Source organism: Streptomyces sp. NPDC096048 (assembly GCF_044763415.1).
Lineage (GTDB): Bacteria > Actinomycetota > Actinomycetes > Streptomycetales > Streptomycetaceae > Streptomyces.
In genome coordinates this window covers 42,839-66,918 of sequence record NZ_JBIWGG010000010.1, presented here as the reverse complement: position 1 = coordinate 66,918, position 24,080 = coordinate 42,839, and the positions used below count along the sequence as shown (strand labels likewise).

Annotated in this window: 19 protein-coding genes and 1 pseudogene; 6 read left to right on the top strand and 14 right to left on the bottom strand. The window is 69.0% G+C overall.

Annotated elements, in window-relative coordinates; all coding sequences use genetic code 11:
* Positions 1 to 277 precede the first annotated feature (277 nt).
* Genes ACIQ6R_RS26970 through ACIQ6R_RS26945 form a run of 6 tightly spaced genes read right to left on the bottom strand, consistent with a single transcriptional unit; the run spans position 278 to position 6,712 of the window.
* On the bottom strand, positions 278 to 1,237 hold the full coding sequence (locus ACIQ6R_RS26970) for a formylglycine-generating enzyme family protein (protein ID WP_404223954.1): 960 nt from the start codon (positions 1,235 to 1,237) through the stop codon (positions 278 to 280).
* Positions 1,234 to 2,784: a sulfatase-like hydrolase/transferase gene (locus ACIQ6R_RS26965; protein ID WP_404223952.1), complete on the bottom strand. Its 1,551-nt coding sequence runs from the start codon at positions 2,782 to 2,784 to the stop codon at positions 1,234 to 1,236. The genes ACIQ6R_RS26970 and ACIQ6R_RS26965 overlap by 4 nt, the downstream gene beginning before the upstream one ends.
* Positions 2,781 to 3,782, bottom strand: coding sequence for an aliphatic sulfonate ABC transporter substrate-binding protein (locus tag ACIQ6R_RS26960; RefSeq protein WP_404223950.1), 1,002 nt, complete (start codon positions 3,780 to 3,782; stop codon positions 2,781 to 2,783). Before ACIQ6R_RS26960 ends, ACIQ6R_RS26965 begins: the two co-directional genes overlap by 4 nt.
* Before the next feature lie 20 nt (positions 3,783 to 3,802).
* On the bottom strand, positions 3,803 to 4,615 hold the full coding sequence (locus tag ACIQ6R_RS26955) for an ABC transporter ATP-binding protein (RefSeq protein WP_404223948.1): 813 nt from the start codon (positions 4,613 to 4,615) through the stop codon (positions 3,803 to 3,805).
* A complete protein-coding gene (locus ACIQ6R_RS26950) occupies positions 4,612 to 5,478 on the bottom strand; it encodes an ABC transporter permease (RefSeq protein ID WP_404223946.1) in 867 nt (288 codons plus the stop codon). The genes ACIQ6R_RS26955 and ACIQ6R_RS26950 overlap by 4 nt, the downstream gene beginning before the upstream one ends.
* Entirely contained in the window at positions 5,465 to 6,712 is a 1,248-nt protein-coding gene (locus ACIQ6R_RS26945; protein ID WP_404223944.1) for an ROK family transcriptional regulator, read from the bottom strand. Before ACIQ6R_RS26945 ends, ACIQ6R_RS26950 begins: the two co-directional genes overlap by 14 nt.
* A 322-nt stretch (positions 6,713 to 7,034) precedes the next feature.
* On the opposite strand from ACIQ6R_RS26945, the gene ACIQ6R_RS26940 reads away from it, so the two are divergent.
* Together ACIQ6R_RS26940 and ACIQ6R_RS26935 are read left to right on the top strand one after the other, a co-directional pair.
* The gene (locus tag ACIQ6R_RS26940; protein WP_404223942.1) at positions 7,035 to 7,445 is read left to right on the top strand and encodes a MarR family transcriptional regulator; all 411 of its coding nucleotides are present in this window, start codon (positions 7,035 to 7,037) and stop codon (positions 7,443 to 7,445) included.
* Entirely contained in the window at positions 7,375 to 8,670 is a 1,296-nt protein-coding gene (locus ACIQ6R_RS26935) for a family 43 glycosylhydrolase (protein ID WP_404224342.1), read from the top strand. The genes ACIQ6R_RS26940 and ACIQ6R_RS26935 overlap by 71 nt, the downstream gene beginning before the upstream one ends.
* Positions 8,671 to 9,127: 457 nt before the next feature.
* Here the strand turns inward: ACIQ6R_RS26935 and ACIQ6R_RS26930 are convergent.
* Together ACIQ6R_RS26930 and ACIQ6R_RS26925 are read right to left on the bottom strand one after the other, a co-directional pair.
* Positions 9,128 to 9,310: pseudogene (locus ACIQ6R_RS26930) on the bottom strand (transposase); the annotation flags it as partial.
* Between the two features lie 115 nt (positions 9,311 to 9,425).
* A complete protein-coding gene (locus ACIQ6R_RS26925; RefSeq protein ID WP_404223940.1) occupies positions 9,426 to 10,652 on the bottom strand; it encodes an amidohydrolase family protein in 1,227 nt (408 codons plus the stop codon).
* Positions 10,653 to 12,038: 1,386 nt separating this feature from the next.
* On the opposite strand from ACIQ6R_RS26925, the gene ACIQ6R_RS26920 reads away from it, so the two are divergent.
* Positions 12,039 to 12,521, top strand: coding sequence for a MarR family winged helix-turn-helix transcriptional regulator (locus ACIQ6R_RS26920; protein ID WP_404223938.1), 483 nt, complete (start codon positions 12,039 to 12,041; stop codon positions 12,519 to 12,521).
* Between the two features lie 362 nt (positions 12,522 to 12,883).
* Here the strand turns inward: ACIQ6R_RS26920 and ACIQ6R_RS26915 are convergent, their stop codons facing one another.
* Both ACIQ6R_RS26915 and ACIQ6R_RS26910 read right to left on the bottom strand, forming a co-directional pair.
* Positions 12,884 to 13,774 carry a class I SAM-dependent methyltransferase gene (locus tag ACIQ6R_RS26915; protein WP_404223936.1) on the bottom strand — a complete coding sequence of 297 codons (891 nt, stop codon included), beginning with the start codon at positions 13,772 to 13,774 and terminating at the stop codon, positions 12,884 to 12,886.
* Between the two features lie 130 nt (positions 13,775 to 13,904).
* The gene (locus ACIQ6R_RS26910; protein WP_404223934.1) at positions 13,905 to 14,519 is read right to left on the bottom strand and encodes a helix-turn-helix domain-containing protein; all 615 of its coding nucleotides are present in this window, start codon (positions 14,517 to 14,519) and stop codon (positions 13,905 to 13,907) included.
* 91 nt (positions 14,520 to 14,610) lie between these two features.
* Between ACIQ6R_RS26910 and ACIQ6R_RS26905 the strand changes: the two genes are divergently transcribed.
* The 3 genes from ACIQ6R_RS26905 (at position 14,611) to ACIQ6R_RS26895 (ending at position 17,921) form a co-directional block, all read left to right on the top strand.
* On the top strand, positions 14,611 to 15,618 hold the full coding sequence (locus ACIQ6R_RS26905) for an NAD(P)/FAD-dependent oxidoreductase (RefSeq protein WP_404223933.1): 1,008 nt from the start codon (positions 14,611 to 14,613) through the stop codon (positions 15,616 to 15,618).
* A gap of 133 nt (positions 15,619 to 15,751) precedes the next feature.
* Positions 15,752 to 17,365, top strand: coding sequence for an MFS transporter (locus tag ACIQ6R_RS26900; protein ID WP_404223932.1), 1,614 nt, complete (start codon positions 15,752 to 15,754; stop codon positions 17,363 to 17,365).
* A gap of 145 nt (positions 17,366 to 17,510) precedes the next feature.
* Positions 17,511 to 17,921, top strand: coding sequence for a thioredoxin family protein (locus ACIQ6R_RS26895; RefSeq protein ID WP_404223931.1), 411 nt, complete (start codon positions 17,511 to 17,513; stop codon positions 17,919 to 17,921).
* Here the strand turns inward: ACIQ6R_RS26895 and ACIQ6R_RS26890 are convergent.
* The 4 genes from ACIQ6R_RS26890 to ACIQ6R_RS26875 all read right to left on the bottom strand — a co-directional run bounded on the left by ACIQ6R_RS26890 (position 17,908) and on the right by ACIQ6R_RS26875 (position 23,759).
* A complete protein-coding gene (locus ACIQ6R_RS26890) occupies positions 17,908 to 18,291 on the bottom strand; it encodes a RidA family protein (RefSeq protein WP_404223930.1) in 384 nt (127 codons plus the stop codon). The two genes, ACIQ6R_RS26895 and ACIQ6R_RS26890, sit on opposite strands and share 14 nt — an antisense overlap.
* 304 nt (positions 18,292 to 18,595) lie before the next feature.
* Positions 18,596 to 20,092 (bottom strand): carboxylesterase/lipase family protein, encoded by a 1,497-nt coding sequence (locus tag ACIQ6R_RS26885; protein ID WP_404223928.1) that lies wholly within the window; start codon positions 20,090 to 20,092, stop codon positions 18,596 to 18,598.
* Between the two features lie 22 nt (positions 20,093 to 20,114).
* The gene (locus ACIQ6R_RS26880) at positions 20,115 to 21,026 is read right to left on the bottom strand and encodes an MBL fold metallo-hydrolase (RefSeq protein ID WP_404223926.1); all 912 of its coding nucleotides are present in this window, start codon (positions 21,024 to 21,026) and stop codon (positions 20,115 to 20,117) included.
* Between the two features lie 489 nt (positions 21,027 to 21,515).
* On the bottom strand, positions 21,516 to 23,759 hold the full coding sequence (locus ACIQ6R_RS26875; RefSeq protein ID WP_404223925.1) for an FUSC family protein: 2,244 nt from the start codon (positions 23,757 to 23,759) through the stop codon (positions 21,516 to 21,518).
* Positions 23,760 to 24,080 lie beyond the last annotated feature (321 nt).

Genomic DNA, 24,080 nt, shown 5'->3' with positions numbered 1-24,080 from the left:
CCTCGCAACCCGCCCTGCGCGGCGCATGAGGTGGGACGGCCCCGAGGGCCGTCCCACCTCGTTTCCACGGCCTCCGCTGGCGAGCCGGCCGGGCGGTCATGGACCAGCTCGATCGGGCCTGCCGCGGCGTTGCTCACCATCGTTGGGACGAGGGCGGAGGCAGGTGCCACGCAAGTGAAGGATTAGTGCGCCGATGATGATTCACTGCATGGATGGTGGTCCTGTCTCGCCGACTGCCGACTTCCGTCCCTTGTCGCTTTGCCGCGGAGGACGAGACTCAACCGTCATTGGCGCAGCGGAAGCCGAGATTTCCGGAGGAGGATTCCGGGGTGTTGGAGGAGCGGGCGGCGACCCGGTAGCGGTTGCAGTAGGAGTCGTGGCACAGGTAGGAGCCGCCGCGCAGAACCCGCGCGCTCCCGGTCTTCGGGCCTTGCGGGTCCGTCCGGGGTGCCCTTGAGTAGTAGGAGGGCGAGAACCAGTCGGCACACCATTCCCACACGTTGCCTGCGGTGTTCCACAGGCCGAAGCCGTTGGGGCGGTAGGACTTGACCGGCGCGGTCGTCAGGTGCCCGTCCTCGACCGTGTTGACGTGCGGAAAGCGTCCCTGCCAGATGTTGCAGCGCCACCGGCCGCCGGGGGTGGGATCGTCGCCCCAGGCGTAGCGGCGGCCGGCCAGGCCGCCGCGGGCAGCGTACTCCCACTCGGCCTCGGTGGGCAGGCGCTTGCCGGCCCACCGAGCGTAGGCGGTCGCGTCATTCCATGAGATGTGGACCACGGGGTGGTTCTGGCGGTCGGTGATGCCTGAGTGGCCGCCCTCGGGGCGGCGCCAGTGGGCGCCTCGGACACTGATCCACCAGGGGGCTCCGTCGGCGTGGCCGAGGATGTCGGCGGAGGGGGCGTCCACCACGAGGTGGAAGACGGCCGAGGACCCGAAGCGTTCAGCGTCGGTGACATGGCCGGTGGCCTTGACGAAGGTGGCGTACTGGGCGTTGGTCACGGCCGTTTCGTCGATGTGGAACGGCTTGAGACGCACCGGGTGGACGGGGGTCTCGCCGTCGGCCCGGTACCCCTCGCCGAAGGCGTCGCCCATGGCGAATTCGCCTCCGGGCAGGCGGGTCTGCCCGCGGGTCGAGCGTGCTCCGGCGGGTGCTGGGGTGGGCCCTGGGGCGGGCGCCGCTTCGGCAACGGCGACCGGCGTGCCCGCCGGGGCGCAGCAGGCGGGCCGGTGGTGGGTCATGGGGATCCGGGTGTTGCCGGACAGGGCTGGTAGGTGGATTCGTCGAGGCCGCTCAGGGTCGGATCGTGGCCCACCTCGCCGACGTCGTACATTGACGTCATCCAGTGGTGGAAGTTGTCGCCGCGCTCCCGCAGCACCTCGTACAGACGGCGCATCATCCGGGTGCGGACCTCCGCCTGTTCGGGATGGGCGTAGACATTGAGCAGTTCGTCCGGGTCGGTCCGCAGGTCGTAGAGCTCGTTGACGGAGTCGGGGTTGACGACGAGTTTGTAGCGGTCCTCGCGCAGCATGCGCTGTGGGTACGGGAAGTGGTGGCCGTGGAACTCGCAGACGATGTCCTGGACCCAGTCCACCGCTTCGCCGTGCACGAGGGGCAGCAGGCTGCGCGAGTCGACCGCGGGCTTCGGGTCGATGCCCGCGAGTTCGAGGATGGTCGCGGTGCAGTCGAGCAGGCTGACGAACTCGCTGCGCACGATGCCGGGGGGCGCACCCGGGACACGGAGCAGGCCGGGTGTGCGGTAGATGTCCTCGTACATCGCCGGCCCCTTGTCGTGCAGTCGGTGCGAGCCGGTGAACTCCCCGTGGTCGCAGGTGAAGAACACCGCGGTGTCGTCGACCAGGCCGAGCCGTTCCATGGCCGCCATGACCCGGCCGATCTGTTTGTCGATGAGCGCCACGTAGCCCCGGTAGACCGCGATGAGTTTGCGGGTCGTCTCGATCGGCATGGTGTCGAAGGTCCAGTGCGCGCTGTAGTTGCGCTGGACCGGCGGTTTGCCCTCGAAGGTCTCGGCCACGGACCGCGGCAGCTCCACGTCCGCCGGATCGACCAGGTCGAAGTACTCGTCGGGCAGGATGTAAGGCAGATGCGGTCCGAAGAAGTGCAGGGCGAGGAAGAAGGGCTGCTCGCGCTCGCGAGAGTCCGCCGCGTACCGTTCGAGTCTGTCGATGGCCCGGGTGGCCAGGTAGTGCTCGAAGGTGGCCTCCACCGGCTGGTGCAGCCGGGCGGCGAGCAGGTTGCCGGGGCCGCCGTTGGGCAGCGTGCCGCGCACCCGGTCGCTGATCTCGTACGGCGGCAGACCGCGCTCGGCGAGGTAGGCGAGGTAGTCAGGATGGTCCACGGGGTTGTGCCAGCCCGGCAGTTCGGGGCCGTCGAAGCCGTAGTCGGCCGCCGTCCGGCGGTTACCCGCGTGCCACTTGCCGATGAGCCCGCAGTTGTAGCCGTGCTCCCGGAGCGCACGGGAGAAGGCGAACCGGTCCTCTGCCAGGTCCTCCGGATAGCCGACGTTGCGTTCGTGGTTGGCGAGGAGCTTGTGCCGGAAGGGCGCCTGACCGGTCAGCAGGCTGGCCCGGGCCGGGGTGCAGATCGCGGTGGGCGTGTACCAGCGGTCGAAGCGGGTCCCCGTGGCGGCGAGTTCGTCGAGTGCGGGGGTGTGCGCCCGCGAGTTGCCGTAGGCACCGAGCGTGTCCGTCCGGTGCTGGTCGGTCATGAGGAAGAGGATGTTCTTCCTGGACGTGCTGGAATGGCTGGACGTGCTGGACTGGCTCACTTGCCCGCTCCCGTGAAGAGGTCGCCGGTGTAGTACGTCTTCGGGTCGACGGGCTTCTTCAGCTTCCCCGTCCCGACGAAGTAGTCGTTCATGCCCGTCAGCCACTTGGCGACGGTGCCGTCCCGGGTCAGCGCGTCCAGCTCCTCGACGCTGAGCACCTTGTTGTTGGCGGCGTCGGCCTGGACCTGGTCGACGGGAATCCTCAGTTTGTCGGCGGTGAGTGCGATGGCCTCCTCGGAGTGCGCGGAGCGGAACGCCATGGCGTCGCGGAGTACGGCGAGGACCTTCTTGACCTTCTCCGGCTGGTCGGCCACGAGTCTGTTGCCCGCCACGAAGGCGGTGGGGAAGGAGACGTCGTTCTCGAAGTCGGTGTTCTTGGCGAGTTCTACCAGGTCGGGGACCTGCTTTTTGATCGTGGCCGCAGCGGGGTACCAGAAGCCGGCGCCGTCGACCTGCTTGGAGGAGAAGGCGGAGACGATGGTCGACGGGTCCATGGGGACGACCTTCAGGTCGCGCTTGGTCATCCCCGCCTTCTCCAGGGCGAGGGAGAGGATCATGTCGCCGGAGGTGCCCTCGGGGACGGCGACGGTCTTGCCCTTGAGCTGTTGCATCGAGTCGATACCCGGCTGGGCGAGGACCCGGTCGGAGTTGCCGAGCGTGTTGATCGCGACGACCTTGGCCTGTCCGGAGGCGGGGAGCCACATGGCGCCGGGGCCGATGTAGCCGAAGTCGAGGTTGTCCGTCCCCAAGGCCTGGATCTGAAGCGGTCCGTTGGTGAAGACCTTGCTCTCCGCCGTCAGCCCGTGCTTTTTCCACAGGCCTTCGGCCTCGGCTATCGCAATCAGGCTGGCGCCGTTGAAGTCGTTGATGTAGCCGAAGCGGACCTTGTCGCCCGACCCGCCGGAGGACGATCCGCTGCCGCACGCGGCCACCAGCGCCATCGCGGCCACGCCGGCGAGGGTGGCGGAGAGGTGTCTGCGGGTGAGGGTGGGTGGCATGACTGTGAGTTCCTTCCGGATCATGTCGTCGAGGAGCCGGGACCGGAAAGGACGGCGGTGCGGCCTTCCTGGTGGTACACGGAGTGCCACACTCGGTTGCGCAGTGCGGCGAACTCGGCGCTGAGCCGGAAGCCCTCGTTGCGCTCGATGGCGGGGTCGACCTCGATGACGTCGTAGACCCGCCCGGGGCGGGCCGCCATGACGATCACCCGGTTGGCCAGGAACACGGCCTCGTCGACGTCGTGGGTGATGAACAGTACGGTGCGCCTGTCCTGGCTCCAGGTCTCCAGCAGTTGCTCCTGGAGCGTGACCCGGGTGAGCGCGTCGAGGGCGCCGAACGGTTCATCCATCAGCAGGATCGACGGGTCGACGGCGTAGGCGCGGGCGATGGCGCAGCGCTGGCGCATGCCGCCGGACAGGGTCTTGGGCAGCGCGTCCGCGAAACGTTCGAGGCCCACCAGTTGGATGAAGTGCTCGGCCCGGTCGCGGCGTTGACGCTTCGGCACGCCCGTGGTCCTCAGCCCGAACTCCACGTTCTGACGCACGGTCAGCCAGGGGAAGAGGGCGTACTGCTGGAATATGACGCCGCGCTCGGGTCCTGGTCCTGAGACGGGGGCGCCGTCCACCAGGGCACGGCCCGACGTGGGTGTCTCCAGCCCGGCGAGGATGTTCATCAGGGTGCTCTTCCCGCAGCCCGAGGGGCCGACGACGGTGACGAACTCGTGGTCCGCGATGTCGATCGACACGTCGTCGAGGGCGGTGAAGGACTCCCGGCCCAGCGCGAAGTTCTTGGTTACGCCCTGGACGGATATCTTGGCCGGCTTGCTGGTCATCGGCGTTCCTGCCATCCGGTGAGCCCTCGTTCGGCGAGAAGGAGTACGCGGTCCATGAGGAGACCGAGGATTCCGATCGAAATGAGTCCGACGAAGATGGTCGGGAGGTCGTAGTAGAGCTGGGCGTTCTGCATGCGGTAGCCGAGGCCCTGCTGGGCGGCGATCAGCTCCGCGGCGACCAGGGTCGCCCAGGCCGAGCCGAGGCCGACCCGCATGCCCACGAGGATGAACGGGGTGGAGGCGGGGACCACCACGCGGGCGAAGATCGTCGCGTCCCCGGCGCCCAGGACCCTGGCGGCGTCGATCAGTGTGCGATCGACGTTCACCACACCCTGGAAGGTCGATATCACGCACGCCAGGAACGCGGCGAGGAAGATGACGAAGATCTTCGGTGTCTCGTCGATGCCCATGACGACCACCGCCAGCGGGATGATCGCCAGTGGCGGAATGGTGCGGAAAAACTGGATCCAGGGTTCGATGAGGCCGCGCAGAATGCCGTACCAGCCCATGAGGAAGCCGATCGGAACAGCCGCTGCCGTGCCGAGGGCGAAGCCGATGAGCACCCGCGTCAGGCTGGCCAGGACGTCGTCGCCGAGCGTTCCGTCGCCGATCAGTGTCCCTGCCCGCGACACGACCTCCGGCGGGGTCGGCAGCTTGAAGCCGGCGGACGCCAGGGCCCACCAGACTGCGATGCCCAACGCGACGGACACGGCGTTCAGGACCAGGGGCAGCCCGCGACGGCTCGATCGCGCGCGTTCCGGCGCGGTCTTCGCGCCGTCCACGGCGGAAGCGGGCGAGTCCGCGGGTGACTTCACGGGCAGGGGGCGCCGTGGGTCGGCACCTCGCTTGTCAAGAACGGACATGGGCGGCTTCCTCGGTCGCGGAGTCGGGTGCATCGGAACGGCCCTTCACGTCGGCGGTTTCGGGGTACCGCGCCAGGAGGGGAGAGCTGTGGAAGACCGCGGCGAGGGCGCCGAGGGCGCCGTCGTCGTCCGAGAGGCGGGCCGCCTCGACGACGGGACCGACCGACGCGGTCGGGAAGAGATCGGCGGCGAGGGTGGCGGCGACCTGCTCCACGACGACAGGCGCCAGCTGGGCGATCTCGCCACCGATGACGACTTTTGAGGGGTTGAGGGTCATCGTCGCAGCTCCGACCACGCGGCCGAGCGCGGCGGCTGCCTCGCGCAACACTCGGTCGGCGACAGGGTGCACGCGGGCCACTGCTTCCGCCAGGTCGTTGAGGTCCTCCAGAGGCAGACCGAACTCCCAACAGGCGGCGAGGATCGCGGGGACCGAGGCCACGGTCTCCAAGCAGCCTCGTTTGCCGCACCGGCAGGGCCGGCCCGCCGGTTCGACGGTCACGTGCCCGAGTTCGCCGGCTAGCCCTCCCGAACCGGTCACCAGATGGCCGCCGACGACGAGTCCGCCGCCGACGCCGTCCGACAGACGTACGTACACCAGGTCGGCCACGCTGTCGGTGCCGCTGATCGCCTCGGCGAGGGCGGCCAGGCGGGTGTTGTTGTCGACGAGCACCGGCGCGTCGAAGCGTTCGGCGAAGGCCACGTCGACCCCTTCGGGGGCGGGGCGGAGTACCGTTCCCAACCGGGTGGTGCGGGGCCGGGCTGCGCCATCCGAAACCGGATAGGGCCCCGGCACGCCGATGCCGATGCCTTGAAGCGCTCCGTAGTGGGCACCGGCCTCGGCGGTCAGACGCTCGACCAGTTCGAGGGCCAGTCCGGTGCGCTCCTGCCAAGGCGTGGCGTCCTCATAGCGCACGGAACCCGACGCCATGATCTCGTGCGAGGCGTCGGCCACGACGACGTTGACGCGTCGATGGCCGAAGTCGACGCCCATGAACTGCGCTGACGCCGGATCGAGCGCCAGCCGCTCGGCTGGCCGGCCACTGCCCTCGCGACGCCAGGCATCGGTGTCCACGACGACGATCGCACCCCGCTGCAACAGGTTTCCGGTGATTTCCGACAAGGTGGTTCGGGACAGGCCCACGATCCGTGCGATCTCAGCGCGGCTCATTGCTCCGCTCTCCTGCAACGCTCGCAGAACGCGCTCCTCATGGGTACGCCTGACCAGTGCGTGCACTCCGCTGGGCGTTTGCATGTCGGTCAAGGTAGGTAGGCGCAATTATTCCGTCAACACCCCGGCAGAAAAACCCCGGAGTGGTTCTCGATCCAATGCGGCGTGGTCGTTCCGCGAAGAAGCAAAGGGTCGGTACCTGCAGCGGAGCGTCATCGACCAGCGGAGATGACCGGAGCGGCCTCCTGTTATGAGATCGTGACACTGCTGGGGGGCTGGTCGATTTTGTGTCCGACCTTGAGGTTTTCGCGATGAACGCCGCAGTCGAGGGTCATCGAGAGGCCGGATTATTCATCCGCCTTGTTGACGTAAAAGACGGATCGTTCTCATGCTGTGCCGCATGCCAACCAGGGACAGCCCTCCCACGCCCTCGGCGCGGCGCGAAGCACTCGTACTCGACCTGCTGCGCACCAACGGCCCACTCAGCCGAAGCACACTTCAAGAGATCAGCGGCCTCTCGAGGACGACCTTGTACGACACGGTCGCCAAGCTTGTCGCGGACGGTGCCGTCGTCGCCAGCAGACTCGACTCCGACCGGCGGCGACGTGGCCGTCCGGTGGAGAAGCTGGACATCAATTCCTGGCCGGGTAGACGGACGACGAAGGAGAATATGACTGATGGCCACCAACGACGGTGCGACGTATCGGCGTTCCTTCCTAGCCGGCGCTGTGGGCCTGGGAGCTGCGGCGGCACTGCCCATGACTGCCGCCCAGGCCCTACCAGCGGCACCGGTGAATGAGACGCAGCAACGGAGGTATCCGGCGAACTGGCCCGACCCTGAGCCCTACGGCCTCGCGGACACTCGGCTGGATCTGTGGCCGCGTGACGACAACTCCTTCGTCCTTCCGCTGGAATTGCGCCCTCGTGACCGGGAACTCGGCCGGGTCTGGATGCGGGACACCTACGTCAACTGCTTCGTTGTCGACGGTCGCCCGGTCTACGTCGCCTCGGGTACCACGCGCGTGCCCGGACTGGACGCGGCCGGCCCGTGGAACGACGGCCTTTTCGTCTGGGTGTCCCGCTCCCTCAAGGGGCCGTGGAAGCTGGCCGACACCACCGGCATCCGGTCGGACGCCGAGAAGGGCAAGGTGTGGTCACCCGAGTTCCTCGGGGAGAACCGGCCCGGGCGCACTGTCGTCGCTCCCTGGCAGGAGTACTGGCACGACGAGCGATTCGGCAAACGCGGCAACGTGTGGGCCCCGGAGGTGCACCACTTCAAGGGCAAGTGGTACATCGTCGCGTGCATGGGCGACCACTCCCGCAAGGTCGGGTCGTTCATGCTCGTGAGCGAGGGAGGTGTCGAGGGGCCGTACCGGCTTGTCGAGGGCAACCTCGACAAGCCGTTCGGCGACTCGTTCACCGGCGGGCCCGCCTTCATCGAGCCCGGCGCCTACCACCACATCGACGGCGGCCTCTACAGCGAGGGCGACGACGCCTGGCTCGTACTGCACAACGATCTGTACGCCAAGTTCCGGCACGACATGGAAGACATCGTCACCACGACGGACTTGCCGACATTCCGGCAGGCACCCTACTCGCCAGAGCCATACCTCGAAGGCGCGTACGTGTTCCACTACAGGAAGAAGTACTACCTGGTGCACGCCGCGTGGGATCGGTCGTCGGTCGACGCCTACGGAAGCACACGCAACGCCTACGATCCGCCAGGCACTGGCCGTGTGCAGTACCAGTACGACGCGATCGTCGCCGTTTCTGACAGGTTCGAGGGCCCGTACTCCGAGCGGTGGACCCTAGGTGTCGGCGCAGGGCACAACAACATCTTCATGGACCACAGAGGCCTCCTGTGGGCGACGTTCTTCCGCAACCCGGTCGCCGGCTACTGGAAGGACCCGGCGCATGCAGCCGACGCGGCTGTGCCGGGTGTCGTAGGGCTGGAGTGGACCGGCCCGGCCAGCAACCGACTCTACGTGAAGCGCCGTGAACCCGGCCGGACGGCGAGTGGTTGACCGCTTCCGCTGCCCGGCGGTGGGACCCGCCGGCTTCGACGGGTTCCTGCCCGCTGATCCTGTGCCGTCAAGCACGCGTGAACTCGTCAACTGCCGAGCGACAGCCGTCCGTCACGGCTTGCGCGCCGGGCGCGCGGCACGCATGGGGGTGACCTGGTCTCGGCCCTTTTCGAGGTGTCCGACGGCCAGGGTCGGAAGCCTGTCGGGGCCGGAACCCACCATCTGTCCCGTTGACGAAGCCGACGTGGAGGCCTTCGCATGCTGAGCAGCAGCATCCAACAGGTCGCCGCTCCCAATATGCTCAAGTACCGCAGCGGTGTTTGCCGTGACCGCTGGCCAGCCCGTTCATTGGTGTGGTCATGGGTGGTGACCTTGCTGATGTCAGGTTGTGGGTGGGCGAACTGGAGTCGGTGGACGGCCAAAGGTCCCGCCAGGCCGCCGCGACCGGCGCTTTTCACAGGCTGTCGTTGACCTGGCGGCGATCCCGCACCGGCCGGCCCGTTCGCGGCGGAGCCAGCAACGGCTCGATCACCGCCCACGGCTCATCGGTCAGCTCATGACGACGCACCACGAACAGGCCAACGACACCGCCACTTTGCGGACACGGCCCTGGCGGCTGGGTGACGTGAGAGCCGTTCATGGTCCCCCAGTCAACCGGGAGGCCACGTGGGATGTGGGAGCCCAACCATGAGCTCTTCGTGAAGCGGGCGGTGTATGTCGGACTCCCTCTTGCTTGCCCTCGGTGTCGTGCTGTGTCAGTGGCTCGGTTGCCTGGTTCCGTTGCGCCACACAGCGCGGATGGAGAGGCTTGCTGAGATATCGGTGGTGGGGTCGCCATCGACCAGCAGGAGGTCGGCGCGCAGGTTCTCGGCGATGCGGCCGCGGTCGGCAAGGCCGAATCGGCGAGCGGGGACGGCGGTCGCTGCTCTCAGGGCTTCGGCAGGGGTAAGTCCTGCTCGGACAAGTAGTTGCAGTTCGTGGTGGACGCTGGCGCCGTGGGCCAGGCCGCCGAGGTAGCGGACGGGCACCGAGACGTCGGTGCCGGCCAGGATGTCCACTCCCGCCTTGTGGAGTGCGGCGACGCTCGCAAGGACGTCATCGAAGTTGCCTCGTGGGTACTTGTTGAGACTGCCGTGGCGCAGGGTGTCCAGCCATTCCGTGCTGAGCTTGGAGCTCACGCGCTTGTCGGCAGCGAGGTCGGCGCCGGTCTCGCCCATGATCGATCGGTTGAGGCACAGGCATGGCGTGACGAATGCGCCGGATTCCGCGACCTTGCGCACGACCCTGGAGGTGTGAGGCTGATCGATGAAGAGGTGGGCCAGACCGTCGATTCCCGCGTCGATCGCCTGCTCGGTCGCTGGGATGGTCAGTGTGTGTGCCAGGGTCATCTTGCCGAGCTTCTGCGCCTCGGTCACAGCGGCCACGATCGTGTCGTTGCTGAGTGTGGGCAGGTCGGGCTCGCCCAGCACCGTGCCTTCCTCAATCATGATCTTGATGTAGTCGGCCTTGTCCGCGACGAGGCGACGGATCATCTTGATCGCCTCCCTCGGGTTCGAGACCTCCCCGTCCGGTGGCGGGCCTGATCCTTCACCCTCCTCCCCGTCGCTCGGGGCGCCGGGAGGCGCGCCGTCCGGGAACAGTTCACTCGGGTGCCCACCCGGAGCGGTCAGACCGGTGCCGGCCGACCGGACATCGGCAATGTCGTCGCGCTTGTCGACTTCAGCGCGGTCATGCCCTCCGCCCTGCATCTCGAGCTCCGTGGTGACGCCGAAGACCAGGGCGTTCCTCAGGCCTTCGATCGAGGTGTGCGTGTGGCTGTCGATCAGGCCGGGCAGCAGGGTGGCGCCGGCGGCATCAATGGCGGTGGAGTGATTCGGTGCCTTACCGCCGACCTGGACGATCTTGCGGCCTTCGATGACCACCGTGCGAGCGTCGATGACGCGCTCGCCGTCGAAGATCCTCGCGTTCTTTATGTACGTCACTTCGGAGCGCTCCTGGCCGGGCTCCTTGCCGACGTCTTCGTTGCCACAGCCGGACGTCAACGCAGACGCTCCGGTGACGGCGGCGCTCGCCCCGATCGATTTGAGTAGGGTCCGGCGATGGATCCTGCACATCAAGTGTTTCTGCCTTTCACGGGTGTTGCTCTGCAGCTTCCAGCGGCGGAGGGCCCAGGAGCAGCCGGTCCGTCAGTCCCGATGGAAAGACGTACAGCAGCGTGCGATTGCTAGGGGATCGGGCGACCGGTGCTGACCCACTTGTCCAGGGCGGCCGCGAGCAGACATGGTGGCGGCGCGTTCGTCCCAGTAGGGCATGGAGATCGAGGTCCCGTTGCTCTTCGTCGCCCACGTGAGGTGCTTGTGCGGACGGTGCAAGCGAGGCCGAAGGCGTAACTGGGCGACCCTCGGGGCGAGTCCATGCACGTCGGCCGCGGACTGCGGACACCGGGGCCACTCGGGCACGACCTCATGGCCGATCCCGTCACCGGGGATGACCGCGGTGCGGTAGCTCTTCGGCACGAACTCACTCCTCGGCAGACAGGCAGCAGGTGGGGGACCGTCGATCGGTGATGGCGCATGCCTCAGAGCCCGGGCGGGCTGCTGCCGGCATGCGGCCTGGGCTCTACCCTGGCCAGCCATGCGGCGCGTTACAACGCCGTTGCGCGCAAGGTAGGGTTTCCCGCATGGAAAGCGCTCGTTCTTCCTGACAACGCGGCGGTGCGCACCGAGTGCCCCTGGGCGACCTGCAGTTCTTCCAGGTGGTCTGCTTGAGCGAGACCCTTTCTCGTCGAAGCGGTACTCGGCCCGGGGCGTACGCACATCGCCCCGCCGCTCGGCGAGTCCGCCGAGGCCCATCCCGATCCGCGCGCCAGGCTGCAGGCCTCGGCGCTGCTGTCGCACCTCCGCGAGTTCGACGTGGCCGCGCTCCGGCGGTTCGGCGACACAAGCGGCACTCGCCACGTTCGCGTCCATGGCGGGCTCTCCGGCAACGACGGCAACGACGGCAACGACGGTGCCGTGGTGACTGGCTGGGCGGAGGGCAGAGCCCTCATCATGCGTTCGCTGGCATATCGGGCCGCGTCTTGACCGTGGCAATCTGGTACGGGTCCTTCCGAGCCTCCCCATCCCGCCGACCGGCGTCTACCCGCTGATCGCGGCCGACGCCCACATTCCGCAGTGGATCAGCCAGTTCATCGACTCTCTCGCGGCTAGCCTGCCGCGTCGGCTCAATGAGCCGGCCGAGGAACAGAGGGCTGGACGACGCGACGCGTCCGCACGGCTCAGACACACCCCCCGGTAGCGCCCGGGGTACCTGGCGGCGTTTCCACGGTCCAAATCGAACTGCCTGGGCTGTTGATCTATCGTCATGGGGTGCCCGAAGACAAGGAACCCCTTAGCGAAGTAGCGCTTCAGGCGGCCGGTGATGTGTGGGTGGTGGCGGGCAGGCTCCGTCGACGACTGCAGACCCTGGACGTCAGCGCCACGGCAACCACTGCGGCAGAGGGCGGGGAGATCGAGCTCTCGCCGTCGCAGGCATCGGTCCTGCGGCGGCTCGCCAAAGAGGGCCCCGCCTCCGCGAGCGACCTTGCCGCCATCGAGAGGGTGCGGCCGCAGTCCATGGCCAAGACCGTGGGCGCATTGGAGCAGGCCGGCCTCGTTGCCCGCAGCCCGGACCCGGAAGACGGCCGTCGTCAGTTCATCACCGTCACCGAGCGAGGTCTTGCTCGCCGCAAAGGCGACCGCCTGGCGCGCCAGACATGGCTCGCCCGCGCTCTGCAGGAGTGCGGAACCGACCAGGAAGTGCGAGCGGTGATCACCGCGATGGCACTTCTCGACAAGGTGGCCCATCGATGAACAGTCATGACGCGTGCGTCTAGGCCGCTCCGAGCGGCGGCCTGCTCCCGTCGCGATCGCCGGGTGGGACAGCCCCTTGTGGTCCATCTCCTTCGCTCGTGCGAGAAACCGGCCGAGTCAGGTCGGCTCACCCTGGCCCGGCGGCGGTTCAGAAACCTCCGTTACAACTTGCCCCTGTAGCAGTGACGCAGCCCATTTCGCCGGGGCCAGGTGACGGTGCTGGCTGCAGCGGCGCATCGGACTGGTGGCGGGTGTCAGGGCTCAGGGTGGCGGGACACCCGCTGCACGCGTCGTTCGCGAGCGGTTCAGCTGGACGAGACGTATGTGGACCCGACAAGCACCCCGCGGTGCCTGGCCGCTCGTCAGGCGCGGCGGGCGGCCCACACAGTGCGCTCGGTGCGTACGGCGAGGTCCTCGCGGCGCAGAAGGCCGGTCGGGCTGCTGGTGTCCAGGAGCTCGTCGAGGGCGGCGAGATCCTCCGGGCTGAGGACCGGGGCGGCGACGCCGCGGACGCGCTGCAGAATGCCGTAGGCGTAACGGCCGATCGCCTCGCTGCGCGCCCCTCCGATGCTGACGGTGAGGGCGCGTTCGTCCTCGACCGTGAAGCCGGCGGCTGTCAGCATCGGGCCCCAGTCCGCGCCCCGGTGCGGGACGCGCTCGGCGTGGAAGCTGTTGGTCGCGGCATGGGCGCGCTCTTCGAGGCCGGGCCGGTTCTCCGGGGCGTGGGCGGGCAGGAAGCGGGGGACGCCCGCGAGCTCGACGACGGCGAACAGGCCGCCGGGGGCCAGCAGTTCGCGGATGTTGCGCAGTGCGTTGTCGGGGTTCGCCACGTGGTGCATCGAAGCCGAGGCCCATACCAGATCCGGCCTGCCGAGGTCGGGCCAGTTGTTGGCGTCGAGGTCGGCTTGCACGGTCCGTATGCGCCCCTGGACACCGCGGGCGCATGCCTTCTCACGCAGGAGCTGCAGGTGCCCGGCCGAGGTGTCGACGGCGGTGACGTGCGCGTCCGGGAAGCGATCGAGGAGCGCGAAGGTTCCCGCGCCGGTCCCGCAGCCCAGGTCCACGATGTGGCGCGGCTCGTCCGTCAGCGGAAGCCAGGCGGTAATGGACGCGGTGTGCTCGGCGAGCACCTCGGCGTCCAGATCGAGAATCTCCGCCTGACCGCGATCGCTGTGCTCGTGGTGGCCGCCATATCCGTGGTCGGGGTGGCGAGCGCTCTTGCTGCGGTGAGTGTGCTGATGAGTGTGGGTCACGGCTCCACCGTAAGTCAGTCATGCGCGTCCAGCATGATCACTTGCGTGTGTGCAAGAAGATGGCTTGACGTGCTGCCCCGCACGCAACGGTGTCCGCCGCGCCTTGAGCCTTCGGCTCGACCGCGGCCTGCTATTCGCAGGGGCCCTGGGTTCCTCCGGTGTCGGCGTCGGGGGCGCCGACACCGGCGTCCTTCTGATGGCCCCGGCGGGCGTCGCGGTCGAAGATGCCCAGGATCTCGCAGGGGCCGCCCTCGGCCCCGAGGGCGTGCGGCATCATGGTGGGGAACTCGGCGGCCTGGTCGGTCTCGATGCGAAAGCGCCGATGGCCGAGCATGAGGACGGCGGTGCCGGACAGTACGACGAACCATTCGCGGCCGGGGTGGGCGCGCATTCGGGCCGGGTTGTCGGGCGGCGGGTCGGTCATCCGCTGGCGCATCACGCTCATACCGGGGTCGCCCTTTATGGGCCAGCGCATCGTCCCGTGGGCGCCGTCGATCATCGGGCTGATGACGATGTCGTCGGCGGCGTTCTCCACGAGCTGGTCCAAGGTGGTGTCCAGGGCGCGGGCGAGGGTGACGAGCTGGTCCAGGGCGAGGCGGCGCTGACCGTTCTCGATGCGGCTCAGTGAGGACTGGCTGAGGTGGGCCCGGGTGGCCAGTTCCTCCAGGGACCAGCCCTGTGCCACGCGCAGGGCGCGGATCCGTTTGCGTACGAGGCTGTCCAGCTGACCATCTTCTTGCGTCATGGGCAACATGGTATGCCCTTGATGCAATGTGGGCTTAACGTCGAACACAGCTGGCCCAGCTCAGGGGCCTGGTACGACGAAAGGGCGCGTGATGTCTGCGCAGACTTCCCACCACGAGAGCGATGCACTGCCCACCGAGACCGTCGACGTCGTGGTGATCGGCGGTGGCGTCGCGGGCCTGAACGGCGCGCTGATGCTGGCCCGCTCGCGCCGTTCGGTTGTCGTGATCGACAGCGGCACCCCGCGCAACGCCCCTGCCGCCGCCATGCATGGCTTCATCGTCCTGGACGGCACCCCGCCGCCCGAGATCCTCAAGCGGGGACGCGAGCAGGTACGCCAGTACGGCGGCCGGATCGTCTTCGGGGAGGTGGCCGCAGCGGAACCCACCGCTCCCTCGGCCGACGGCGATCTGCGGTTCACCGTCACCCTGGCCGACGGCCACACCCTGACGGCGCGCCGGCTGCTGGTGGCCACCGGCTTGCGCGACATGCTGCCCGAGGTGCCCGGCCTGGCCGAGCACTGGGGCCACAGCGTGGTGCACTGCCCCTACTGCCACGGCTTCGAGGTGCGCGACGAGCCCATCGGCATCCTCGCCACCGGCCCTCTCTCCGTCCACCACGCCTGGCTGTTTCGCCAGCTGACCGACGACCTGACCTACTTCACCCGCGGCACCGACCTGGACGCCGACACCCGCGCCCGCTTCGCCGCCCGGGGCATCCGCGTCATCGAGACCGACGTGAGGGAGGTCGTCGACGACGCCGACGGCGCCCTCGCGGGCGTCCGCCTGGCCGACGACACCTTCGTGGAGCGGCGGGTCCTGGCCGTCACCACAAGGATGGAGGCCCGCACCGAGGGCTTGGACGGGCTGAAGCTGCCCATGGAGGACCTGCCCGACAACATGGGGCGCCGTTTCGCCTCCGCCATGGCCGGCACCACCGAGATCCCGGGTGTGTGGGTGGCCGGCAATGCCACAGACCTCGCCGCCCAGGCCGGCACCGCCGCGGCGGCCGGAGCCCTGGCCGCCTCCCACATCAACGCGATGCTGGCCACTGCGGATACCGACTCCGCGCTCGCCGCCGCACAGAAGGCCACAGGCTGACACGTAGGCCCTTCAGCTGAACAACCGCGCGGCCGCCATCAGCGGTCCGCGCGGTGAGCAAGTCCCTGTCTCACCCAACTGGCGACCGGCTCCGCCCCGGCGCTGATTCCGCATGCCCTTCTGGAAGGAAACCATGAGTACCCATCAGCCTCTCCACACGTCGGACACCCCGGTCGGCGACGAGGATGCGCTGGACGCGCGTCAGCTGCGCGCGGTCCTGATCACCGTCTCGATCGCGCTGATGGCCGTCATCGCCTCGGTGTCGGGGCTGAGCGTCGCCCAGACCCACCTCGCCGTCGAGTTCGGCGCCTCCCAGAACACCGTCCTGTGGATGATCAACAGCTACACCCTGGCCCTCGCCGCTTTGCTGCTGCCGCTCGGCGCCATCGGTGACCGCCTGGGCCGTAAGCCCATGTTGATCGCGGGGCTGGTCATCTTCGGCGCCGCCAGCGTCCTCGCGGGACTCGCCCCGTCGGCCGGGATCATGATCGCCGCCCGGGTGGCCGCCGGCGTCAGCGCCGCGATGATCATGCCGATCACACTGGCCGTCATCACCTCCACCTTCCCCGAGGAGGAACGCGGCAAGGCGATAGGTGTATGGACCGGTGTCGCCGGAGGCGGCGGCATCGTAGGCATGTTTCTTTCCGCCCTGCTGGTCGACGTCGCCGACTGGCGCTGGCTGTTCGTGCTGCCCGTTGTCCTGGGGGCCGTGGCGCTGGCGATGACACTGAAGTCGGTGCCCGACTCCCGCGAACTCTCCGCCCATTCCTTCGACACCATCGGCGCGCTGCTCTCCATCATCGCCGTGACTGGTCTCATCTTCGTCCTGCAGGAAGGCCCCGAGCGCGGCTGGACCGCCCCCGTCACGCTGGTCGGCCTGGCCGTCGGCGTCGCCACCTCCATTGCCTTCGTGGCCTGGGAACTGCGCCGCCGCGATGCCTCACTGTTGGACGTACGCCTGTTCCGTGAGCGCGGACTGGCCGGCGGCTCGATCACCTTGCTGGTCGTCTTCGGTGTCCAGGCCGGTATCGCCGTGGTCCTCTTCCCGTTCTTCCAGGCCGTGCTCGGCATGTCGGGGCTGCTGTCCACCGTGGCGCTGATGCCGATGGCCGTCATGATGATGATGGGATCAGGCCTGGCCCCCAAGGTGGCCGCCAGGATCGGCGCCCGCTCCACCATGATGGTGGGCGTCGCCCTTTCCGCGCTCGGCCTGGCGCTGATGGCGCTGTTCGTCTCCGTCGACGGCGGCTACCTGTCCATCCTGGCCGGCATGATCGTCATGGGTATCGGCATGGGTCTGTCGATGACACCCTCCACCGAGGCCATCACCGGCGCTCTGCCCCGCGCGAAGCAGGGTGTTGCCTCCGCGCTCAACGACGTCACCCGCGAGTTCGGCACCGCTCTCGGTATCGCGATGCTCGGCGCACTGCTGGCCAGCGGTTACCGCGGCGCCATCGACGGCAAGCTCGACGGCATCCCCGACGGGGCCGCGGACACCGCACGCGAGGGCATCGCCAACGCCATCGAGGTCGCGCCCACCACCGGAGGCCACGCCCAGGATCTGATCCACGCCGCACAGCAGTCGTTCGTCGACGGCTGGCAGCAGTCCATGTGGGTCGGCGCCGCCGTCATGGCCGCCCTGCTCGTCTACGTCGCCCTGCGCGGCCCGAAGAACACCGCACCCCTCCGGCCCGATGCCGAGGCAGCCCCCGAGACCGGGGTCACGGACAACGTCGTCGCTCGCTGACCGCGCGGAAACTCCGTGCGGACGGAACACGACACCGCCTGCACGGCAGCGGCAGTCGGGCACGCCGCGACCTCGCGGTGGGCCCGACTGCGACACAGCGCCACGGCGTAGGTCGATACCCCGATCACTCGCAGGCGCAGCACTCGTGAGCACCATCGAGCCGACCGCAGACGACTTCAGCCAGGTCATCTCCGGAAACGACTTCGTGATCATCGACTTCCGGGCCGAACGGTGCGGGCCTTGCCGCACCTTCGGGCCCGTCTTCGAGCGGGCCTCGGACCCGTACAGGGTGCGCTCCCCGGGGAGGCACCGGTCGGCCCGAGAGCTCGCACACCGCGTCCACGAGGCCGGCCCTGGTGACGCGGAACGCGCGGCACGCCTGCGGCAACCGATCGGTCATGCCCTTCCGTTCTCCGAAGAAGTCCGTCGGGTGCCACCGGGTCAGCGATGGCCCTCACGGGTGCCGTATGTCATGACGCGGCCGATCGGCTGCAGCGATCCGGGGCGGGCCGTCGCAATCGGCCGCGCTGCGATGGGCCTGGTCAGCCATCGATGACGGCGAGGGCGTCCACCTCCACCAGCATGCAGGGCGGAAGCGCCATGTAGACGGTGGTACGGGCCGGGAACGGCTCGCCCACCGCCTCGGCGTATGCCTGGTTCATCTCGGCGAGATGAGCGGGGTCGGTGAGGTAGACGCGCAGGATGAGCACGTCCTCCAGGCTCGCACCGGCCGCTTCGAGGACCGCGGTGACGTTGCGAAGAACCTGTGCGGTCTGTTCGGCGACCGTGCTGCCCACGATGTTCCCGGTAGCCGGGTCGAGGGGCAGCTGGCCGGCGACCTGGACGAGTCCGCCCTTGCGCACGCCCTGGGACAGGGGAGCGGGAAGCACGGGGGCGTCCTTGGTGCTGATGAGGGTCCTGCTCATGGGAGTTTCCTCGGTTCTCTTCAGAGGCGCATGTCTGCGAGACGGCCGGATCCGTGGTGCGGAGGATCGCGAGGCGTCTCAGTGGGTGACCTCGGCGGGGGCCGCCCGGCTACGGGGCGGGAGGCCCGGGCTGTCAAGATCCGGTGGGGGCGGGGGCGGATGGACCGATTCGGTTCATGCCCGGCCCCGAGGGCGGACGCGGACGCCCGCCCCGTTCCGGAGCCGGCCTGCGCCTACCTGTGAGGGCGGCTGCCGGGAGCCCGGGGAGCCGTCGTGTGCCGCGGCCCCCGGGGGAGGGCGGCGCTCAGCTCCAGAACTGTCGCTCCGCGCTGCGGGGATCCTCCGTGAGAGTCCACTCGCTGTCGATGCGCATGGTGGCCCGACGCGTGGTCTCGTAGCGGTCCCAGCCGGGGGAGCCGCTCCTGGCGAATTCGATCCAGGTGGCGTGTACCCGGCGCGGCAGTTCGGCGGGAGGTTCCACCGGACCGAGGATGGCCTTCGCGCCGTGCAGTTGCGGCAGGGCGGTGACGTCGAAGACGAAGGGGAGCTCCATGGCGTGGGCGGCGCCCAGCTCACCGTTCAGCGCCTGGGAGCGCCAGGCGAACTCGTAGGCGTACGTGTCCGACCTCGGGTGCCGGGAGGCGTGGGCCTCGGCCATACGCCGGCTGCCCCTGCCGAAGAGCGCATCGGCCATGATGGCCGACCGGAGTTCCCCGGAGGATGCCCGCGGACGCTCCCGGCGGAGGGTCTCGACGAGTCCGGCGGGATCACGGTGCGAGCGTGTCGCGGCGGCGTCGACGTCGGCGTCGGTCGACGTGGCGTAGTTGCCCGTCGGGGCGAGGTAGAGGTTTCCCTCCTCGGAGTTGGTTCCGACGAGCAGGTCGACGCCTTCGGCGGCACCCGCGGCCACGGCGTCGGCCGGCTGCACATCGAGGACCAGGCTGAAGGGGCTCAGGCCGATCAGCGGATCGGAGTGGGTATCGGTCCTCAGGTCGATACCCGTCAGCTTGGGCATGATCTCGACGAACCGCTCGTCGGGGATGGCGGCGAAGGCGTCCGCACGGGGCTCGACGCCGAGGGCCTCCGCCGCCGCCCGGGTCACCCGGGCGGCCTGCTCGGGGCTGAAGGCACCCAGCCCGCTGCCGCTCTGGACGATGGCGTGCTGGAAGAGACCTTCCGCCTCACGATGGGCCAGGACACCGCCGACGATGGTGGCTCCCGCGGACTGACCGAGCAGGGTGACGTTGCCCGGGTCGCCACCGAAGGCCGCGATGTTGGAACGCACCCACCGCAGGGCGGCGACGACGTCGAGCAGGCCCCGGTTGGCGGTGGCGTCAGGGAAGTCGAGGAAGCCGGAGATGCCGAGTCGGTAGTTGAGGGTCACGAAGACGACGCCGTCGCGAGCGAACGCGCCGCCGTCGTAGAGCGCGGACCGGGTCGAGCCGGCCACGAACCCGCCGCCGTGCACGAAGACCATCACGGGAAGGTCGCCGGACGCTCCCTCGGGCGCCCATACGTTGACGGTGAGGTAGTCCTCACCGGGGATCCAACCGGGGCCGAAGTACGGGGACATGTCCAGATCGCCGAACGCGTCCCGCTTGGCCTGCGGTGCCGTGGGCCCGGCCTCGGTGGCGTCGCGTATCCCGTCCCACGGAGCGTGGGGCCGCGGGGGCGCGAAGCGGCCGGCACCCACGGGCGGTGCAACGTAAGGGATGTTGAGGAAGACAGCGGCGCCGTCCTGGCGCAGACCGCGGACGGCACCCTGCGCGGTTTTTACGATGGGGTCTGTGTGGTTAGTCACCGGTTGGGCCTCTCTCGGCTGATCAGCTCTGGGCGTACGGGGAGAACGCGGCCCAGGACTTGATCGCGAACTTGTCTCCGTCGCGCTGCACCTCGGCGGCGCCGGAGCCGCCCAAGTGCGCGGGGACGACGAGAACGTTGTTGTCGGATGCCCAGCTCAGGATCTTCCGCCGGGTGGCGCGGGCCGCGACGGGGTCCTCGCAGAAGCAGCTGTTGGAGTCGGGCTCGTGGATCTGGACCGGACTGTGCATCATGTCGCCGACGAAGACCGCCCGGTCCGATCCGGAGTCCAACGTCAGGACCGAAGAGCCCGGGGTGTGGCCGGGGGCGAGGTCGAGGCGCAGGTTGGCGTCGATCTGGTGGCTGTCCTCCCAAAGCAGGGTCAGACCGGCCTGGTGCACCGGGGCGACGCTGTCCTCGAAGACATTCTGGTTGCCGCGGCCCAGCAGGGGCTTGTGCTCATTGGCCGGGTTCCAGAAGTCGAAGTCCGCCTTGGGCATGAGGTAGGTGGCGTTCGGGAACGTGGGTACCCAGGTCCGGCCGTCGAGATGGGTGTTCCAGCCCACGTGGTCGATGTGCAGGTGGGTGTTGATCACGATGTCGACGTCCTCGGGCCGGACCCCGGCGCGGGCGAGGTTGTCCAGGAAATTCGTGTTCAGGCGGCTCCACACCGGCGCGTAGGGGCGTTCCTTGTGGTTGCCGACACCGGTGTCGACCAGAATGGTTCTGCCCTCGCTGCGCAGCACCCACGTCTGGATCGCGGTGTTGACGATCCGGGTCTCGGCGTCCAGGAAGTCCGGAACCAGCCAGGGACGGTGGGTCTCCCACGCCTGGGCCGGGCTCTCCGGGAAGAACGCCTCGGGGGTCATGTCGACGGGGCCGAAGTATTCCCAGACACGAGTCATCGTGACATCGCCCAGGGCGATGGTATCCATGATTGATCTCCAGTTCGATCGGATCCGCATGCTCGGGACCGTGGCGCGGCACGGATGCGGAGGAGCGGCTGTTCATTACGGGAACGCGGGTGCCTCGCAGCCGCGGGTCGGGGCGCCTTCGACGTGCCGGCACGCGACCGCGGGACGGGCTGGACATCCGCTTCCGCCCGACGCCCACCCGGGTGGGAGACGGCCGAGGCTGCGGTGTCCGAGTCTCCGCCGGGTGGCGACAGGGCCGCCTCCCTGCGAGTACGACCGCTCCTTGAGCGCCCCCGCACCACGATGCTGCGGCACCGGGCCCGTGCCGCGGTATACGTCACGTGACTGCACCTGGCCACGACGGACCGCCGACCGCTGCACGGGAGCGCGCCTCATCGACGATCCGTGCCCACCGGCCCACGCCCAGGCCTGCGCCGTCAGGGGAGAGAGGTGGCGGCCGACAAGGCTTCGGGGCTGCTCGATCCGGCGGGCGACACGGTCGGTCGCCGTCTACGCGTGGTGGGCACAGGGGACGGCCGCAGCCGCGGACGTGCACGTCCCGCGAAGTGGTGTGGCCGGTCGTGGCCCGGTGTCGTGCGGACGACGGCCCGGGGCGCCGCCGGGTTCCGGGGCGAGCGGATCCAAGGCTCGCGCGAGCGCGATCAAGGTCGCGTCGAGGTGATCGATGTGCAGGAGCAGGCGCTGCTCCGGGCGACGCATGCGTCGCTCGTCCGAGAGCAGGGACAGCGCCCTGGTGACCCTGGGGCGTGCTGTACGCGAGGCGATTCCCGGTCGATGGTGCGTGATGCGGATCAACTGTGTCACGGTCTCCCGTGCGTGGTCGGCCGCGGCGGTGAGCCGGGTGGCGCACTCTGCGCCCTGGCCCGCCGAAGAACGCCCGGCCGTGACGGCCAGGCTCCGTGCGTGGTAAGCAGCAGCCTCCAGCAGTTCCACCAGGTGGCGGGCGCGATCACGTCGGCCACGCTGCGGGTTGAGCGGGTGGGTGAGTGGCAGAGACGCCTTGCCGAAGGACTCCAGCGCTTGGTCGAGGTCATGTGCCGCGCGCACCCAGCTCGTCGATGTTCCCGCGTCCGGGCTTCCTGCGGTGGCCCGAAGGAGGTGGTGGAGGACCAGCAGGAAGTTGACCAACTCCTCGTCACTGGCCCGGCGGACCGTGGTGGGCAGAACCAGGACGGCGGCGAGGATCCCGCAGGCCACTCCCAGTGCCGTCTCCTCGACGCGCAGGAGCAGCATGTCCGTCGAGAAGGTGCCCAGGAGCGCGAGCAGCAGGCTGAGCGTGCAGGTGATGAAGAAGGTCACCGCCCAGTAGGCGACGGACGGCGTGTAGAACATCCCGAACATGCAGACCAGCAGCAGGACCAGGAGAAGTAAGCCGTCTCCGCCGACCAGGCCGGCGAGACCGTAGCCGACCACCACGCCGATGACGGTGCCCGTCAGCCGCCGGAGACTTTGCAACAGGACTTCGCCGGTGCTCTCGTTCTTGACGAATACGACCCAGGACGCCGCGACGGCCCAGTACCACAGGTGCGGGTACAGGAGGTGACCGCCCACGATGGCGAGTGCCGAGGCAGCGGTCACCTGGAAGGCCTGTCGGGTGGCTGCGCGCTTCAGGCTTCTCGTGTCCCCTTCCCCGCTCCGCTCCACTGCGAAGGCTTGCCTCCGCCGCGGAGCGGGCTCGCGAGGAGGCGTCCCGCACTCAGGCCGGAGGCCGACGCGCGGGCCGAGAGCCCACAGGGCCGCGGTGAGTTCGTCGACTGCTCGGAAGCAGTCCCGCAGGTGTGCGGATATGGCCGGCCAGGGTGCCGGACCGTCCTCAGGCTGCTCCTCGTAGTGCTCGGAGGGAGGGGCCGTTCCAACGGTCAGCTGGTGTCGGAGAACCTGAATCCGTCCCGCGAGCCACCGGCGCGCTGTCCGTTCGCCCAGGTCGTTGAGGCTCGATTGCGTTCGGGCCGCGCGGACGGTGAGCACGGCCAGCCGCTGCGCAGCCACCTCGGCACGAGAGATGTGCTGCAGCAGCAGGTCGTCGGTGGCCGGGTCGACCGCGCGTTCATCGAGGAAGTCCTCGATCAGAAGCACGGACGCGTGCAGCCTGTCCAGGCGGCGCTCCAACGCACGACTCCGGGTGTGGACTTCCTGACCAGCGGCGATCATCGAGGCTGTGTCCCGAAGGACATCGCGCACTCGCCCGTCGAAGGCGCGCCGCAGCCGCGTCAGGACGCCGTACGCCGTCCTGGGGCCCGCGCAGTACCACACGGTCGCGACGGCCCCGAACGCGATGAGTACCGCTGCCCCGAGCTGCGGAAGCTGGACCACTCGGGCCTGGGCGAACTGCGACAAGAAGAAGGCCATGAAGGCGAAGATCCCCAGCCCCAGCCCTCGCGCGCCGAATCGGCGGGCCTGGACAGCCAGAAAGATCAGCAGCAGGAACAGCACCTTGGCTGCCGTCGGGTACGGAGCCAGCACGGCTCCGGCGGCCAGGGCCGCGAGGGAGAGTGGAGCCCCGAGCCCGAGCGTGATGAGCTGGTTGCGCGGGTGCAGGTCACTGATCGCAAGCGACGTCACCATCGCGGTGAAACCGCCGGCCAGCAGGGCCGTGTCGGACCCATGCAGCGCTGTCAGCACGGAGAGGGTCGCGGCGGCGGCGAGCACGGCGCGCATCGCGGAGGTGAGACGCATCAGCCCCGGGTCAGTGGCGGTGAAGCGGTCCCACAGCGATTCTGTCCTTGCCACCATGGGGTCCTCCGTCACCCTTCCGCCTGTGGAGGTCGTGCCTACGGCTGACGGCGCGGAGCCACCGCGTGGTGGTAGTCCGCGTGGGGCTCTACGTCACCGCGACAAGCCGGACGATGATGAGAGGGGTCTGGAGGTCCCGACCGACTCATTGCCGCGTCCTCAGTCTCGACGAGCGGGGGTCCCGTCCGGTATGCGTCAGGCGACTGCTTCCGGAGGGTCGTGACGGAACGGGCACGGGAGCCCGTCACCGAGACGGGAGACGGGCTGCACTCCCCGATGCGCCGAGCCGTGTCCCGTGTGCTCCGGGCTGGAGTTCCAGAA